General features: G+C 44.9%; 23 protein-coding genes. 5 read left to right on the top strand and 18 right to left on the bottom strand.

The genetic code is table 11. The annotated features are described in order from the left end of the window. Window positions 1–188 precede the first annotated feature (188 nt). The 13 genes from MHB46_RS21430 to MHB46_RS21370 all read right to left on the bottom strand — a co-directional run bounded on the left by MHB46_RS21430 (window position 189) and on the right by MHB46_RS21370 (window position 5,952). Window positions 189–362, bottom strand: coding sequence for a DUF3797 domain-containing protein (locus MHB46_RS21430; RefSeq protein WP_341163334.1), 174 nt, complete (start codon window positions 360–362; stop codon window positions 189–191). Between the two features lie 4 nt (window positions 363–366). Next, entirely contained in the window at window positions 367–651 is a 285-nt protein-coding gene (locus MHB46_RS21425; protein WP_341163333.1) for a hypothetical protein, read from the bottom strand. A gap of 16 nt (window positions 652–667) precedes the next feature. Continuing rightward, complete coding sequence (locus MHB46_RS21420) at window positions 668–1,351, bottom strand: DnaA ATPase domain-containing protein (RefSeq protein WP_341163779.1); 684 nt, start codon at window positions 1,349–1,351, stop codon at window positions 668–670. Window positions 1,352–1,439: 88 nt separating this feature from the next. Then, complete coding sequence (locus MHB46_RS21415; RefSeq protein ID WP_341163332.1) at window positions 1,440–2,348, bottom strand: hypothetical protein; 909 nt, start codon at window positions 2,346–2,348, stop codon at window positions 1,440–1,442. Window positions 2,349–2,356: 8 nt separating this feature from the next. Continuing rightward, window positions 2,357–2,695: a hypothetical protein gene (locus tag MHB46_RS21410; protein WP_341163331.1), complete on the bottom strand. Its 339-nt coding sequence runs from the start codon at window positions 2,693–2,695 to the stop codon at window positions 2,357–2,359. A gap of 3 nt (window positions 2,696–2,698) precedes the next feature. Continuing rightward, window positions 2,699–3,031, bottom strand: a complete 333-nt coding sequence (locus MHB46_RS21405) for a hypothetical protein (protein WP_277511441.1) — start codon at window positions 3,029–3,031, stop codon at window positions 2,699–2,701. Window positions 3,032–3,040: 9 nt separating this feature from the next. Next, entirely contained in the window at window positions 3,041–3,475 is a 435-nt protein-coding gene (ssb, locus tag MHB46_RS21400; RefSeq protein ID WP_341163330.1) for a single-stranded DNA-binding protein, read from the bottom strand. Next, window positions 3,468–4,094, bottom strand: coding sequence for an ERF family protein (locus MHB46_RS21395; protein WP_341163329.1), 627 nt, complete (start codon window positions 4,092–4,094; stop codon window positions 3,468–3,470). Before MHB46_RS21395 ends, ssb begins: the two co-directional genes overlap by 8 nt. A gap of 42 nt (window positions 4,095–4,136) precedes the next feature. Further along, complete coding sequence (locus MHB46_RS21390; RefSeq protein WP_341163328.1) at window positions 4,137–4,355, bottom strand: hypothetical protein; 219 nt, start codon at window positions 4,353–4,355, stop codon at window positions 4,137–4,139. 301 nt (window positions 4,356–4,656) lie between these two features. Next, a complete protein-coding gene (locus tag MHB46_RS21385) occupies window positions 4,657–4,812 on the bottom strand; it encodes a hypothetical protein (protein WP_341163327.1) in 156 nt (51 codons plus the stop codon). A 2-nt stretch (window positions 4,813–4,814) separates the two neighbouring features. After that, the gene (locus MHB46_RS21380) at window positions 4,815–5,498 is read right to left on the bottom strand and encodes a Rha family transcriptional regulator (RefSeq protein WP_341163326.1); all 684 of its coding nucleotides are present in this window, start codon (window positions 5,496–5,498) and stop codon (window positions 4,815–4,817) included. Between the two features lie 17 nt (window positions 5,499–5,515). Beyond that, window positions 5,516–5,704 (bottom strand): helix-turn-helix domain-containing protein, encoded by a 189-nt coding sequence (locus tag MHB46_RS21375; RefSeq protein WP_341163325.1) that lies wholly within the window; start codon window positions 5,702–5,704, stop codon window positions 5,516–5,518. Window positions 5,705–5,748: 44 nt separating this feature from the next. After that, window positions 5,749–5,952 (bottom strand): helix-turn-helix domain-containing protein, encoded by a 204-nt coding sequence (locus tag MHB46_RS21370; RefSeq protein WP_341163324.1) that lies wholly within the window; start codon window positions 5,950–5,952, stop codon window positions 5,749–5,751. A 186-nt stretch (window positions 5,953–6,138) separates the two neighbouring features. Here MHB46_RS21370 and MHB46_RS21365 point away from each other — a divergent pair, with 186 nt between their 5' ends. The 3 genes from MHB46_RS21365 (at window position 6,139) to MHB46_RS21355 (ending at window position 8,310) form a co-directional block, all read left to right on the top strand. After that, complete coding sequence (locus tag MHB46_RS21365) at window positions 6,139–6,579, top strand: helix-turn-helix domain-containing protein (protein WP_341163323.1); 441 nt, start codon at window positions 6,139–6,141, stop codon at window positions 6,577–6,579. 8 nt (window positions 6,580–6,587) lie between these two features. After that, on the top strand, window positions 6,588–6,998 hold the full coding sequence (locus MHB46_RS21360) for an ImmA/IrrE family metallo-endopeptidase (protein WP_341163322.1): 411 nt from the start codon (window positions 6,588–6,590) through the stop codon (window positions 6,996–6,998). An 88-nt stretch (window positions 6,999–7,086) separates the two neighbouring features. After that, on the top strand, window positions 7,087–8,310 hold the full coding sequence (locus MHB46_RS21355; RefSeq protein ID WP_341163321.1) for a tyrosine-type recombinase/integrase: 1,224 nt from the start codon (window positions 7,087–7,089) through the stop codon (window positions 8,308–8,310). 92 nt (window positions 8,311–8,402) lie between these two features. Here the strand turns inward: MHB46_RS21355 and cymR are convergent, their stop codons facing one another. Then, window positions 8,403–8,822, bottom strand: a complete 420-nt coding sequence (cymR, locus tag MHB46_RS21350) for a cysteine metabolism transcriptional regulator CymR (protein ID WP_013311532.1) — start codon at window positions 8,820–8,822, stop codon at window positions 8,403–8,405. Window positions 8,823–9,126: 304 nt separating this feature from the next. On the opposite strand from cymR, the gene mnmA reads away from it, so the two are divergent. After that, window positions 9,127–10,248 carry a tRNA 2-thiouridine(34) synthase MnmA gene (gene mnmA / locus MHB46_RS21345; protein ID WP_165178721.1) on the top strand — a complete coding sequence of 374 codons (1,122 nt, stop codon included), beginning with the start codon at window positions 9,127–9,129 and terminating at the stop codon, window positions 10,246–10,248. Between the two features lie 403 nt (window positions 10,249–10,651). Next, window positions 10,652–11,482 (top strand): PPK2 family polyphosphate kinase, encoded by an 831-nt coding sequence (locus MHB46_RS21340; protein ID WP_025723903.1) that lies wholly within the window; start codon window positions 10,652–10,654, stop codon window positions 11,480–11,482. A 112-nt stretch (window positions 11,483–11,594) separates the two neighbouring features. Here MHB46_RS21340 and crcB (MHB46_RS21335) read toward each other — a convergent pair whose 3' ends face one another. The 4 genes from crcB (MHB46_RS21335) to MHB46_RS21320 form a co-directional block, all read right to left on the bottom strand. After that, on the bottom strand, window positions 11,595–11,951 hold the full coding sequence (gene crcB / locus MHB46_RS21335; protein ID WP_165178722.1) for a fluoride efflux transporter CrcB: 357 nt from the start codon (window positions 11,949–11,951) through the stop codon (window positions 11,595–11,597). Next, window positions 11,948–12,349 (bottom strand): fluoride efflux transporter CrcB, encoded by a 402-nt coding sequence (gene crcB, locus MHB46_RS21330; protein ID WP_023989914.1) that lies wholly within the window; start codon window positions 12,347–12,349, stop codon window positions 11,948–11,950. Before crcB (MHB46_RS21330) ends, crcB (MHB46_RS21335) begins: the two co-directional genes overlap by 4 nt. Window positions 12,350–12,436: 87 nt before the next feature. Then, window positions 12,437–13,747 (bottom strand): replication-associated recombination protein A, encoded by a 1,311-nt coding sequence (locus MHB46_RS21325; protein ID WP_023989915.1) that lies wholly within the window; start codon window positions 13,745–13,747, stop codon window positions 12,437–12,439. A 361-nt stretch (window positions 13,748–14,108) separates the two neighbouring features. Continuing rightward, window positions 14,109–16,250 carry a HelD family protein gene (locus tag MHB46_RS21320; RefSeq protein ID WP_341163320.1) on the bottom strand — a complete coding sequence of 714 codons (2,142 nt, stop codon included), beginning with the start codon at window positions 16,248–16,250 and terminating at the stop codon, window positions 14,109–14,111. Window positions 16,251–16,293 lie beyond the last annotated feature (43 nt).

Below are 16,293 nucleotides of genomic sequence, written 5' to 3'. Positions count from 1 at the left end.
CGTATTAATTCTTGAGTAGTGCGTTACATTGTTGATTCTGTAACCACCAATGCCGCACCAAACATATCCATCACTAACCAGTGACTTAGCATGTTGTGCAATACTGCAACCCCCTGAACTCGTTATAACCAAGTGGTCTACGTGACTTTCAATCGATCTATCCTTCGGGTCGTATTTAGTCCATAGGATCATTCCTCTATCCCCTCTCCTTCAACCGATACCGACCAACCGCATTTGCAAGCCCGAAAAAATGAGTCCTCTTCGATTCTCAGGATGCCTTCTCCGTTCCCTACATTTTCATTTCCGCACTTCGGGCAGATGGCGTATTCCTTTGTTAACTCCAGCGATTTTAAAATATTCACTCTGTTATCCCCTCTCCTTGGGTTGAAGCCCATCCCTGTAACCTTTTGTCATTTCCAAGTTACAAGGCTCACCTACAGCTTTCGATGTTGCCATTAGACCTTTTGCCATGAATTCAACCATTTGGATAAACAGATGTTCTCTCTCATCTTGAGGAAATTCGACCACCAAACTGCCGAGCGTGTAGCTCATGGCACCTAACGTCTCTGTAAAATCTCCCATCGTCTTGCACCATGCCGTAGCTTCCAACACCTTATTAGCTACAAATTGTTCCCGTTCGCCTTGATTCATCTTTCTTCTTCCCTTCTTATTGGAGTCTATCCCTGGCCTTTTTCTCACGCCGATCAGGGCCAATCATTTCAATCCGCTGAGCTTGTCCAACAATCCGGCTGGCAATCTTCCGGCCATTTAGCGGTAGTCGCTCATGTATCCGATCAGTAGAATAATTGCTGGTTATAATCGTTATCATGCCGTTCTGCATGCGTTCATTCAGGATGCTGTACAGCTTACCTTCAGACCATTCGGTATAAGAAGCCGTAAACAGGTCGTCTATCATCAGCACAGGTACGTTATAATAGCGGCTTAGGACCTCGTTCTCGCTCTCTTCGCTGTTCCGGCTGTAAGTAGACTTGATATCCCCGAAAAGCGTCTCCTCGGTCACGTAGAGGCCTGGTATGCGCCGTTCTGCTAGAGCATTGGCAATGCAGTCCATTAAAAACGTCTTGCCAGTGCCGTAAGCGCTCTGATTCCCCTTAATCCGGGTTTCGTCCCCGAAGATATAAAGCCATGTTCCGTCTTCTTTGTGAGAGTCGATATTGTTAAGAAAATCAGTTGCTATTGCGAAGTGTTCAGCGTTTTTTGCGTCAATCACAGCATTTTTGAAGGTATTCTGTTTTTGCTCATGGCTGAAGCTGCTGTTTGCTGTGTATTTTTTGAGTTGTTTGTCCAGTAAGCATGAGCACGGTTCTACCTGGGCGACCTGGACCTTCATAGGAGCCCCGTACTTGTCCGTGTAGCCCTCTTTCTCTATCCAGCGCATTACGTTGATGGTTCCTGTGTAATCACACTTAGCGCAGCCCTCAGGTGCTTCTAATTCTCTGTAAGAGTTCTTCGGAAACAGACTCTTCTTCTGACCCTGCTTTTCCAAGGATGAGGTCTTCTGTTGAGCTTTCATAGCTTCCACCCGTTTTAGCAGCTGTTGCATAGCTGGCTTTACGCTGTCCACGTCCACCGCCTCCCTGTGTTTTCATTTTGGTTAAAATAGCTATATAGTGTTTTCGTAGATTATCAGGACTAAATATGATGGTTCGATAAAAAGGTTCCGATAGAGCGTACTTCACTACATCTCCAATTTCGGACTCATGTACATTATCTCTTTCAAACATCAGTCGAAAGGTATTGGCCCAGTTTTGGAAGTTTGGTTTTTTGATCAAATGAGCGGTTCCGGCATCTTGAGCATTCTTATAGGCCAGTTCATGGAACCTTTTAGCTAAGCGATAATATAAGTCGTCCTCTGAATAAGTCCGTTTTGGACTTTTCGGAGAAGATGGTTTTTTATTTTCATTATTCTGTTGTTCTGTTATTACATTATTGTTTGTGTTCACTTGTTGTTCAGTTGTTGTTCGCTTGTTGTTCACTTGATGTTCATTTTGTTGTTCACTCTCTTGGTACTCAGACCATGAAACCACTGTTACTAAGCGGTTTTTGTTTCCGTTTTGTTGTTCAATTTGATGTTCACTTTCGAACGATTTTAGTATCCGTTGTACCTTACTTTCTGAAATGTTTAATTTCTCTGATATCGACTTTCTACCGGTTATAAGCTGTCCGGGTTGAAGGATAACCTTCTTCCCGGAGAACAGCGCTGGATACTCGGTATGAGTGGCGTTCAGAAGCAAATACATCCATACCGCCATGTAGTCGCCATCTTTACATACAACCGGATTATCCAGCATTTTACGGTGTACGCTGATCCAACCTTTCCCGGACATTTCACCACCTACTCATTTGCTTGATCGTATAATTGCTGCCGGAACTCTAAAGCCCATTCCCGGCCATCTGCCGTATAATCAATCCAGTTATGGCATGTCCCACTGTTTACGCTGGGACCACATAACATAGCTACATCGTTTACTGTTGTTTCTCCGTCTATCTTCCAGCGCCGTATAAGGTGAGCGCACTGTAATCCCTCTACACTCCCACAACGCTCACAGCGACCGCCTGAACGCATCACAGCCTTGTTATATACATCGCTGCTTATCCGTCCACGCCTTTTAGTAGTAGGCTTACGGCGGCGATATGAAGGTTTAGGAGCTGGATTAAGTCCGTACTGTATCATGTATTAGCCTCCTATATCCGAGTGGTATTTCAAGATAGTTTGGAGTGCCGAAACCTGTACTTTAATTGCGTCCGCTGCTTTGATGCCCGCCTGAAACTTTGCTTCGGCAAAATCCCGTTCGAACAGCTTTTCCGACACATTTCCTTTGGCGATATCAGGAATGAGTGTGACAGACATTCCCTCATGTTTAAGCTTGAGCATTTCTTGTGCCAGCAAAGAACGGTAATCCCGTTCCGTTTCAGCTTTATTCCGTCCAAGAGCGAACAAGGCATCTGCCGAATTGCCAAGGCGATTGGATGCAGCGTATAATTCCTTGCTTACGTCTATAAGTTCCATAAATCCCCCTTAAAATGGTAGATCTAAATCCGCTGGATCAATCGGTTTTCCATCATCATGGAACGGGTCTTTGTCATAATGGCGGCGATGGTCCGGCTCGTTCGGGTCTCGCTGACTATTGTCCTTATTCCCCTCCAGAAACCGCACATTATCCGCTACAATCTCAGTTACATACACCCGCTTGCCTTCGTTGTTCTCATAGTTACGCACCTGTACACGGCCCTCTATGGCGGTCAGACGACCTTTTTTAAGATAGTTGGCGCACGTCTCTGCAAGCTGGCGCCAAGTCACAATAGGTAGGAAGTCCGTTTCCCGTGCACCGCCTTGACTGGTAAATGGACGGTCTACAGCCAGGGTGAAAGTCGTTGTAGCAATTCCGTTCGGGGTATATCTGAGTTCAGGCTCTTTGGTTAAACGGCCGATCAATATAACTCGGTTAAGCATTCGCCGCTTCCTCCTCTGCTTTTTTCTCGTCTATCTTGGTCAAAAGGGCTTGCTCCATGTCTGAATAACTCCATCCTTTTTTTGTTTGCTGAACAACCCAATCATCGAAGCCGTCAAGCTTACCACCACTCAGCATCTTCCACTTAGCCCGTAGTGCAGCTGGCGGTTTCTTTGCTTCTTCCTCGCGCTTTCGCTGCTTGTCGTCCAGTTCAGCGCTACTCACCTTATCCGGGTCCTCACCTGTAGGGATAGCGAACGTACGTAAGAACAAATATTTATATGAATAGGTCATAGCCTTGCCCACTCCCTTATCTTGCGTGTCAGCCCCCGTACCAGAAGAAACGATAATTTCAAAATCTCCTGTATCAATGTCGATGATTTTGTATTTAACATCGACGGTTGACAGATTACCTGACTTTGTGTGGATTTGTTCAACTGGAATAACAATAAGACCGTGTTTAATGAGACTAGCGCGTACCGTGGCGGTTACTTTTTCTTCGCTAATTGCTTTATATTTGGTGTTGTTAAACTCTACCTTGTCGTCTTTGGAAAGGTACTCTACATCCCGCATGACGGCGCTTATTTTTTGGAATAGACTAAGTTTGACTTCATCGGACATATTTACATCCTCCTAGAAATGTGATATTGTTTCCGTAAATTGTTATTTAAAAGTTTCTGATTCGACTCCGGTTGCCGCCAGAGTCGTTTCGCTTTCTAAGGAATTACGCACGTCATACAAAGCCTCTAAGACATATTGCAATTTACCATCCCGAAAGATTAGCAAAGGCTCTACGATGTTATTGAGCGATTTACCACGTATTTCAGTTTCGGCTTGAAGCTCCTCCAGAACCCGGATAGCTTGTTCTAACGGCGTTTTCACGTTTGGCTCCCTCCTTTTGTTCACGTCTAATCCGACGATATTCCTGATATGTTACATCACTGCTGAATTTGAAAATCACAGTTCCATTCGGATGCTCTATGGCTTGTCCGCCTACTTGGGATAACGCGCACAGATCCGCGTAACTACTACTGCCTTTGCACCTTACTTGCATATGCATCGTCTATCACCCTCACCAAGACCTGATTTTTACATTCCACAGCGTCCAGCATGCATTCCTTACAATGTGGTTCCTCATGTTCGTATACCAGATACTTTGCCTCAGCTCCGCATCCGCAAGTAATCATGAGACCCCCAATACAATGCGTAAGTCCAAAATCTCTTTAAGCATCCATCCAAAAGATGCTTGCGACACTTCGGGATGTACCCAACTTGGATTATTTGCCAATGTATCGTACATATCTTCAAGTTCGTCAAGCCGTTGTTTTGCGTATTTCATAATCATTCTCCTTTCTTAATAGGACGCCAGTAGGTAATGTAGTTCAGGACGTTCTCCAGTTCTTTCCGAAGTACATCCTTATACGATGTCACTTGCCAGCGATCTTTGATTTCTCGGTGAAGTTGTTGGAATAGCTCGCCTCGTGCGTCCTTATCTGGCTCAATGGCGTACACCTTTCTGGAAATTGCTCTTTGCAGCGTTCGTTGTTGACCGCTGTTTAAAGTAATCTGCTTGTCCAACTTCTGTTCAATCTCAACCAGTTTAGTGCCGTGTTCTGCTGTCGTGGCTTTCACCACTTCAACTTCTTCCGCTACCTCGGCTGTAAGTTTAAGAGACTGAATAATTGCTTGGCGTTCTGTTAGTACAGGAACAGGTGGCTTGCTCAGTGTTTCCTTCATGCGGTTAAACTCTGTGATGTACATTTCTTTGAAACGTGCAGCTTCCTTCCCGGTGTAACTCATTGCGAGGAATGAGAATCCGTCTTGAGAGATAATGAATTTAGCCACGTTTTTACCTTGAGCCGACTTGTAAGAGGAAGGCACGAAATTGTGCTCTCTAAATTCTTCGCTACATTCCAATTCCCGAATATCCTGCATAACTCGCCGATGTTCTTTTCCAAATACCTCAGCTACCGTGAGGCTATCAGTCACCGTGTTTCCATTTTCGATAAATACTAATTGAGTCATATTGTTTCTCCTTTCGATTATGCAATTTGTTTGAGTAGATCATTTTCATATTCAAGAAGCCATTCTCTTCTAATCCTCCATCTACCCCCTTGTTTATAGGCCTTCAACTTACCTTGTTTGATACGATTGATCACAGTATATTTGCTGACTTTTAGATATTCTGCAGCGTCAATAACATCCAATGTTGGTTTTAAATCAACAGTCATCAAGGTTCACCATCCTGTTGTAAGATTCTTTCGATTTCTCCATTTTAGTGTCTGACCAACTCATCGACCGTGCACCCAAGAGCATTAGCGAGCTTCACTAGTGTCTCAGCATATGGACCTTGTTTTTTCTTACCGATGTTGTATAATGCGGATACTGTTACTCCACTTTCTTTAGAGAGGCGATAAATCGTCCAGCCCTTTGCATCAATCAATCTTTGAACATTTGCCTCAATTGCTTGCCCCATCATGTTCACCTCCTGATCACATAATAATACTCATACGAGATATATTCAATGCCTGATATAACTCATACTAGTCATAAAATAAAGCATTTCCTCTATCTTCCTTTACATTGCTTGACAAAGCTCACTGATTCGAGATACTATAACTTCATTGAGATATAACTAATCTGAGTTATAGAAAGGTTGTTTCCTGTGAGTATTGCAGAAAGAATCGAACTAGTTATGAAAGAGCGCAACGTGAGCAGATATAAATTAGCAAAAGAAACTGGAATCCCGTACACAACAATCACTCAAATATTGAACGGTAGAACAAAAAATCCACAAATAGCAGCACTTCAGAAGATAGCAGATTATTTTAATACTCCACTTGACCATTTCACAAAAAGTGATGATGAGCCCGATTCTACCCGCAATGCTCCTGACTGGGCTACATCCAGAGATATAACCGACATAAAACGAATTATTGAAGAAGACCAGCCTATACTTTTTGACGGTGTACCTATCGAAGGCGAGAAACGCCAAAGAGTCATGGACATGCTCACTGGTCTGCTTTGGGAAGCAAAAGAACTAAACAAAAAAACCTACGGCAGAAAAAAGAAGTCTTCTAAAGACAACGAAAGCACCCAAGAGTAGGTGATGTTTTGGACGATATTATTCGCAAGTTAGTTAGACGATTCAAAACAAACGACCCTTTTGTTATAGCCACGGGGCTTAATATATTAATACGTCATGTAGAATTTGATGAAGGGACTCGGGGCCTGTATTACCGTAAATTGCGAAGGCGGTTTATCTGCATACATAATGGCCTGTCTGATGAATGGCAGCGTATAGTATGTGCTCACGAGCTTGGTCATGACCGTCTACACTCAGGTTTAAGCCAATTTTGGCTAGATGAGCACACTTTCTTTGCAGTCGGGAAATACGAACGACAAGCAAACCTGTTTGCTGTTAAACTACTGACAAATTCCGTGGAACGGGAGCCGTGGGAAACGCACGAAGCTTATCTATTACGTTGCGGTATTCCGAAACAACTTCATGATTATTACATATAACTTTGTGCTTTCCAGCTGCAAGGCTGTTTAAATATACCCAAAATGAGAACATATGTTCTTGTATTTCTAAAAGAAAGGAGTTAAAACTGTGAAAAAGAAAGAAAGTTACACTAAAAGGAAGTTACCGACAAATGTAAGGGAACGTGATGGCAAGTATACTTACCGCTACTACATTCCCACTACCAAATTTATTGATGGGGAGGAAAAGAAAAGCAGCAAAGAAATGGAGTCGCCTAGGTTTGACACAATTCAAGAGGCAGTTGATTTTGGGATCTTGATTGAGGCGAAAAAGATACAGAAAAAATTGAAATACACAGACGACCTAACAGTACGGACTTGGAGTCAGACCTGGCTTAAAGCATATATCATAGAACGAGAGCCAGCTGGCAATACGATCAAAAGTCGCGTGTATGGACTAAATGTTCTGTTGGAGCAATTTGGTGGCTTTGCGCTCGCAGACGTGACCGCGAGTCAATATCAGGATTTCCTTTATAAGCTAAAAGAAGAGGGTAAGAGCCGCAGTACTATTACCACTATACACACAGCAGCTTCACTTATGTTTGCACACGCTAAACGAAATGGCTTGATCGAGTTCGATCCGACCACTGATGCAGTTATACCAAAGGAGAAAAAAAAAGCACGGAAAGCAGGAGAAAAAAGACAAGTCCTCCCCAAATTTCTTGAGAAGGACGAGCTAAAAATTTTTTTGCAATTATCCAGGTTTATGCTTACAACCAACATGTGGGCTTTTTTCATTCTACTATCCTACACAGGCTTACGAATCAGTGAAGCAGCAGGACTTCAGTGGGACGATATTGATTTTGATGCACGAACGATTGATGTAAACAAACAGCTTTACGGTACAAGCGTTCTTAAGTATTCCTTTATTCCTCCAAAGAATGAACAGAGCGAACGCATTATAAGCTTTGGAGATACTGTAGCCAAGGCTCTCGGATTTTTGCGGGAGTGGCAAAAGGATGAGCGCCTTTCTGCCAAAAAATTCAACCCGAAAGACAATTTTGTTTTCTGGTGTCCCTCTTATCCTGGATATCCAGTTCAAGTCACAAGGGTGGGCGACTATATGAAGAAAGTTCTTTCTAAAGCTGAATTGTCGACAAATCTTACTCCACATAGTTTACGCCATACCCATGTATCGTTACTCGCTTCTAATCCGCGAGTCGGACTGCCAGAGATTCAGGCACGAATCGGACACAAGAGCAATTCTAAAGTTACAGAACTGATCTATCTCCACGTCACAAAAAACCGCCAAATCAAGATTGCTGATGATTTTGAATGGGCAATCAACAATTAGAAGTGCGGGTAATTTGCGGGTAGCTCGCTCGAATCCATAACCTTGAAAACCCTTGCCACATAAGGCAATTTGGCTATATAACTAGCTTCTGGTTAAATATAGAACATGTAATTGTCCAATTCATCATGTTCTTGGTATGTGATCAAGTCCTTAAGTGTAGTAGAATCCAGCACTTCAGCGATGCTGTCACGAATTCGCAGCCACAGCTGACGTTTTGCCGGATCGTCTTCTTCCGTGAAATCGACCGGAGAAATCGGACCTTCCAGTACACGAATGATGTCTCCCGCTGTTACTCCTGCCGGTTCATTCGCCAAAATATAACCGCCGTAAGCACCACGGATACTTTTTACCAAACCTGCATTACGCAAAGGCGCGATGAGCTGTTCCAGATAATGCTCTGACAGCTGATTTTTTTCGGCAATACTTTTCAAAGAAGTTGGGCCTTCGCCAAACCTGGCTGCAAGTTCCATCATAATGGTCAGGCCGTAACGGCCCTTCGTTGATATTTTCAATTGTGCCACCTCACTTATAGTAACAATTCCGTTAAACACGCGGAATAACTGGTGTTGTAAACCTCTCTATTCCGATCCTAACCCTCAGCTTATGTTAACATATTAGGGCAGGTAAAGGGAAACATTACGGTAACAATCTTAAAAAAAGTTGCTTTCGGGCGATTTGGAACAGATTTAGCCCATTTTATATAGCTTTCTTCCATCGTTCGCCGTGTCGTTGGATCGTCCAAACATCGTATCTTATTATCGTTTATGTTACAATAGGTGGGTTCTACAACAATATTGAAAGAATTGGGTGATGACCATGGCTAAAGCCAATCATGAAACCCGTGTCGTCGTCGGGATGTCCGGTGGCGTCGACTCATCCGTTACCGCGCTGCTGCTGAAGGAGCAGGGCTATGACGTAATCGGCATCTTCATGAAAAACTGGGATGACACGGATGAATTTGGCCGTTGTACGGCTGAGGAGGATGCGGAGGATGTGCGCCGCGTCTGTGAACAGATCGACATTCCTTACTATACCGTCAATTTTGAGAAAGAATACTTCGATAAAGTATTCTCCTATTTTCTTGATGAATATAAAGCTGGACGCACACCCAACCCGGATGTCATGTGTAACCGTGAAATTAAATTCGGCGAGTTTCTAAATAAAGCGCTGGATTTGGGAGCAGATTATGTTGCTACTGGACATTATGCACGGGTTGTGGAAGAAGACGGCCACTTTACCTTGCTGCGAGGTGTGGATAGCAATAAGGACCAGACTTATTTCCTAAATGCATTAAGCCAAACACAGTTGTCCCGAGCCATGTTCCCTATCGGTCATCTGCCGAAACCAGAAGTGCGTAAAATAGCGGAAGCTGCAGGACTGTATACGGCCAAGAAGAAAGACAGCACAGGCGTATGCTTTATCGGCGAGCGTAATTTTAAGGAGTTTCTGAGTGGATATCTGCCTGCAAAAGGTGGAGACATGGTGGATATCGCTACTGGTGAAGTCAAAGGACGCCACGATGGTCTGATGTACTATACACTGGGTCAACGACAAGGCTTGGGCATTGGCGGCTCAGGTTCAGGTGAACCGTGGTTTGTAGCGGATAAGGATCTGGAGAAGAATATTCTATATGTGGTACAAGGTGATCGTCACCACAGCCTGTATTCTACCAGCCTGATTGCAACAGATGTGAACTGGATTGAAGGCGCAGATACTCGTCCGTCCGGCGAATTCCGTTGCACAGCCAAGTTCCGTTATCGCCAACCTGATCAGCAAGTAACTTTACAATGGCTTGCTGATGGAACCGTGCATGTCATATTCGATGTACATCAAAAGGCCATTACGCCTGGACAAGCTGTTGTATTTTATGATGGGGAACGCTGTCTGGGTGGAGGAACCATTGATAAGGTTGAAAAACTTCAGCCTGAAACAGTTTAAATGAATGACCATTTTTCATTGATATAGTAGGAATTAAAAAAAGTCGTCTCTCCAGATTTGGAAGGGGCGACTTTTTTTTATGAAAGATGTTTTTATTTAATGATTGAAAAAGAGTTCATAATCTGCTCTTTATGATGTCTGTCATGCTAAGCAAACATTTCTCGCAAAAAATTTTCCATGGTGTATACACGTCCCTTTTAATCCATTGGTATACTTTCCATTTTAAATAGAAAACGTCATATTTAAATAAGAGCGCTACAATGGACTTCTAACTTATTGCCTATGTAATCCTTTTCGAATTAACTTGAAAGATCATTAATACATAAGGAACTTTTGATAACATCCTCATTTGGGTATATGATGTAGACAAGATCATACTTCAATTGAAAAGGAGCGTGCCTTTATGTCTGATTCATTAGGAATGCTGACACCGGGTAAAAAAGTTTCTTTGAAAGAATGGGACCCTAAGGATACGAAGAATATCAAAAATAAAGAAGAAATCCGACAGGAAACAGATCAATTGAAGGAACGCTTCACGGAATTACAAAGCAAATTATTTACAGAGAAAAAACAATCCGTTTTGTTTGTATTTCAGGGTATGGATTGCAGCGGCAAAGATGGCGTCATCAAACAGGTGTTTTCCAACCTTAACCCTGCGGGGGTGACTGTCCACAGCTTTAAATCACCTACGGCTGAGGAATTAAGTCATGATTTCTTGTGGCGTGCTCATAGCGTTACCCCAGGACGTGGATATATTGCAGCATTTAACCGTTCTTATTATGAGGATGTGCTGATTACACGTGTTCACGGACAGATATCCGATAAGCAGGCCAAACGGAATATTAAGCATATCAAGCATTTTGAACAGTTGTTGCTGGATAATGGTGTAAAGGTGGTTAAAATCTTTTTACATATTTCAAAGCAATTTCAGTTAGAAAAGCTGATCGACCGGATTGAAAAGCCCCACAAAAACTGGAAACTCGATCCAAGTGACTTGCAGGAACGAAAATTTTGGAAGCAATATACCCAGTATTATGAGGATGTATTAGAGCTAAGCGCAACCAAACAAGCTCCTTGGTATGTCGTTCCTTCAGACAACCGTTGGTATAGGGATTATACTGTGCTACGGATTGCCGTCCAAACGCTGGAGGAAATGAAGTTGTCTGATCCTGATCCAAGACCTGAACTTGAATCCCTTTTACCTGAATTGTACAAAGAACGAGATAAAAAATAGCTGTATAGGTACAGCACTAAGCTTCCAAACCTTATCACGGCTGAGAATGCCTTGAGACGGGATTGGAAGCTTTTTATTGCATTTTTACGTGTTATCTCAAAAATGTATAAGCTTAACTGACTCTGTACCCGATAGCCGCAGCTACAACTCCTACCACGACAGAGGACAGTACATACGTAGCCATGCGTCGGTATTCTTTACGCTCCATCAGTTGAAGAGATTCATAGCCGAATGTGGAAAAGGTGGTGTAGCCGCCACAAAAACCTGTTCCTAGCAGCATCCAGAGTGCCGGAGACAAATGGTTTTGCGTAAACTGGCCATAGAGCCAGCCTAACAGCAATGAACCGCTGACGTTAATGATCCACGTCCCCCACGGGAATACGGTACCGAACCTCTTTCCGGCCCACATGCCAAGCCCGTATCTCGCTAGTGTACCCATAATCCCGCCTGCCGCCGCCCACCAGATCATAAGCGTTCCTCCTTGGGAGCAGCCTGCGTCATTTTTGTACCTAGGCGGATACCTGTCCATGTCAAAAACAGCCCTCCGCCTACGCTAAGCAGCAGGTACAACACAGCCGTCAGCATACGATCATGAACCGTGAGGCGTACAGCATCTACTGCAAAAGTGGAAAAGGTGGTAAAGCCCCCTGTAAAGCCTGTTCCGATGGCAAGTCGCAATCGCGGCTTGATCCGCCATGATCGCAAGGTTACCGTAAAGAACCAACCAAGAAACAGGCAGCCGATCCAATTGATTAGCAGCACACCAAGTGGAAAATCCGCACCCGCCGCAGGCAACAGCGATTGCAGGCCATAACGGGTAGAGGTTCCAAGCGCTCCGCCCGCGGCAACGAATAGCACGTCTTTCATCTTTTTATCTCCTTCTTCGCTCTTGCACGATCATGGTGTAACGTGACGATATCGTACACACTCTGTATATGAAGTCACACATATATATCAAGACTGTGAATCCCGCCAGCGCTGGTTTTGCCTGATTTTTGACTCATTCCCCTGCTCAGTAGCCTGATAGAAGGTTTGGTCTGCTATCGAATCGGGCAAATATTGCTGCTTCACATAATGATTCGGATAATTATGTGGATATTGATAGCCAACATGACCGAGCTTTTCCGAGCCTTTATAGTGTGCGTCACGCAAATGGAGTGGCACCTCGGCCGATTTGATATCGTCCATAGCCGACATGGCCCGTGAAATTGCCGTATATACGGCATTCGATTTTGGGCTTTCCACAGCAAACAAAATGGCCTGTGCAATGTTCAGTTTGGCCTCGGGCCAGCCGTTATTGCGATAGGCTTCAAGCGCACTCACCGCTTGCACCATTGCCTGCGGGTTCGCTAGGCCAATGTCCTCACTGCTCGCAGCGATGAGGCGGCGGATAAAGGTCATCGGGTCCATGCCGAGCTTTTCTACGGCGTACAGAAACCAGAACAGCGCGGCGTCGCTGGAGCCGCGAATGCTTTTGTGAAAGGCCGACAGCACGTCATACTGCGTGGATTCATCTGCTTTGACAATCGGGCGACGGATGGATTCCTCTGCGACTTCCAGTGTCACGTGAATCGTGCCGTCTGCCAGCGGAGGCGTCGTGAGCGCCGCCAGTTCCAGCGCGTTCAAAGCGCGGCGGATATCACCGTTCGCCATGGACGCGATGTGAGCCAGTGCAGCTTCATCTACCTGAAGCTGCATGTAGCCGAGCCCTTTGTCCGCATCGCTCAAGGCACGGCGCATAGCAGCCAGCGAATGCTCCTGCGTTAGCGCTTCAAGCTGGAACAACGTAGAACGGCTCATTAAAGCGCCGTTGACGTAGTGAAAGGGATTTTCAGTGGTGGCGCCAATAAACACGATCGTGCCCTTTTCCACCGCAGGCAACAGTGCATCCTGACGCGAGCTGTTAAAACGATGTACCTCGTCGAGAAACAAAATGGTTTTTTTGCCATACATCGATTTATTCGTCTGTGCCCGGTCAATGACTTCTCTTACGTCTTTCACAGATGCTTCTACAGCATTCAGACGTACAAAATCGCCTTGCGTGTGTTGCGAGATGATATGTGCCAGTGTTGTTTTGCCGCACCCCGGCGGTCCGTACAACAAAATAGAAGAGACCTGATCTGCCTCTATAGCTCTTCGCAGCAGCTTACCTGGACCCACAACATGCTCCTGTCCAATATATTCATCCAGCGAAGTCGGACGCAAGCGATCCGCAAGCAACCGATTGCTTGGCGTTGACTCTTGGGAATATGAAAATAAGTCCATTTCATTCACTTCCTTATGGTTTATGAACGAACACTTTCTCTTTTTCTTTGAAAAGATACTATACTATGTTCGCTCATACGGTTGAAAATCATGAAAATTCAAGTCATCTATAATCCTGATACGGTATAAACCGCCTCTTATTCTACCATATCCGTTAACAAGTTGCAGATAGCATGGTCACGGCACGGCTGTAGATCTACAAGTCAGTCGCCTACAAAAAAAAATAAAGAACAGCCTTAGACGAAAGATGAATTTCGTGGCTGTTCTTCGACTGGCATAACTTCATAATTTCCATCACTAAGATAAACAGTACAAAAAGGAATACAACAACTCAGGCGATGCTTTACAACGCTTTTTCTGCTTACTCCGTCTGTGCCTGTACGTAACTAGGAAGTGAGCCATCATGCAATAGCCACAGCTCATGCAGCGCACGGGTACATCCTACATACAGCAGTTTGGCATCCCATGCCCGTTCTCCATAATGCTCATGGTCGGCATCCGCCACAATAACTGCATCGAACTCCAGACCTTTGGATAGGTACACAGGCAGTACCGACAAACCGCCTTCATATTGCTTTTTACCACCGTCAATCAAATTCACATCCAACCCCGCGCTTATGAAAACCTCATGCAGTTCCATAGCCTCTTTTAAGGTGCGTGTCAGCACAGAAACAGTACGATACTCCTTGGAGGACAGCTCTTTTAGAGCGGTGAGCAAACTCTGCTCACGCACGGATGAGTCGTAAGACACGGTGCGCACCGGATCGCCACTACGAAATACCGGAACTGCCGTAATACCGCCGCGAACTCCCTGCTCCAAAATCGTGTTTGCAAATTCTATTATTTCCAAGGTTGATCTGTAGCTCCGCGTAAGTGCAAAATACCCGGTATGTTCCGGCGCAAAAAGAGAACTCATTTCCTCCCACGCATGTACACCACGGTATTCATGGATGCCCTGCGATAAATCGCCCAATATCGTAAAGGAATGCCCTTTCACGAACAAATCCAGCAATGCGATATGAAAAGGTGAAAAATCCTGTGCTTCATCAATGACCACATGGTCAAAACGTTGGGATGATTCTACCTCATGAATCAGCACGTGAAGATACACTAACGCAGTCAGATCTTCTTCACGGATAATCTGTTTTCGCAGATCCGACTGTGTGGTCTTAAAAATAGCATGCGGCAGAGAAGCCTTCATCTCCGCAGCCGTATCTGCGGGTAACCCTTTAGCTGCCTGAAAAAGCTGCTTATAGAGCGTCAGTGCGTCGTATTGTGGCCATTTTTTAGCATATGCCTTTTCCCGTGCTCCTGCCTTTTTCTTGCGTTCCTTGAGCGCTGCCGCCGAAGGCGACTTTTTCAGTTCCATTTCAATCCAGCGGTGCACTCTTGCCAGCACACGCTCCTTCCGCTTCGCGAGCGGATAAGGCTTATATTCCTCATTAAACCAATTCAAAATCTCAGCTTGTGGCAGCACCGCTCCATCCCATGGTGAAAAATCCCCCTCAGGCACGGAGATGGGCTCCAGTCGTTCAACAAAAGCTTGAAGCAACTCCATAAAGTGAACCGAGCCCTTGAATCTTCCCGGAGCCTCATCCATGGATTCCTTTCTCAGACTGCCACTCTCAAACCAATAAGATAATGTTTCGGCAGGATCAGCCAAAGGTAAATCCAAACCCAATAAGTCCAGTGCCCAGTCTGCAAATGTACTTTGCTGAATATTCCCGACCCCCAGCTCTGGAAGTACATCTGAAATATAGTCAAGGAACATATGGTTTGGTGCGAAAATTACCATTTTGTCCGCTGATACCTGATCCTTGTATTGATACAGCAAAAATGCGAGCCGATGCAGCGCTACCGTCGTCTTGCCACTACCCGCTACCCCCTGAATAACGAGGGCTGTATTTTTGGCCGCGCGGATGATCTGATCCTGCTCCGCCTGAATGGTAGATACGATATCCCGTAAACGGTTATCCTTGTTTTCTCCCAAACGATAAACGAGAAACTCATCAGAAACGGCAGGCTCGTCGCTTTCACGATTATATGTATCGGCTACCCGTTCCAGGATTTTTTTCCGAATGACAACATTACGCTTCAGATAGACCAAGCCCTCAATGGTTCCCTCAGGAGCTTCGTAAGACGCGGTTTCTTCACCACCTGTAAACGAATAAAACAAGCTGGCAATCGGTGCACGCCAATCAATCACCAGCGGATACGCTGACGTTTCTTCACGCTCCACTCCAATTTTACCGATATAAAGTGGCTTCCGCTGCCCTCTGCCACGTTCGTCAAAATCCATACGACCAAAATAAGGCTCCTGCGAGCTTTTGGCCAAAGCCTGACGTTTTTCCTCCCGTGCCGATTCTAGCACTTGCTCCGTAAAATCATGCCCGGTGTACACCGGCGTATTGCGAAGCCGTTCCAATCTCCGATCAATTTCCTCCATAGCAAGCGACAGCCTGTGCTGTTCTTCTTGATAGGCACTTTGAAACTCATTCTCCATTTCAGTTACCTCCTAAGAATATCAAGTCTCGATTTCTGCATCG

Source organism: Paenibacillus sp. FSL H7-0703 (genome assembly GCF_038003485.1).
Taxonomy (GTDB): Bacteria; Bacillota; Bacilli; order Paenibacillales; family Paenibacillaceae; genus Paenibacillus; species Paenibacillus polymyxa_B.
Note: the sequence above shows the minus strand (reverse complement) of the source record. Positions and strands in the feature narration are given on the sequence as shown.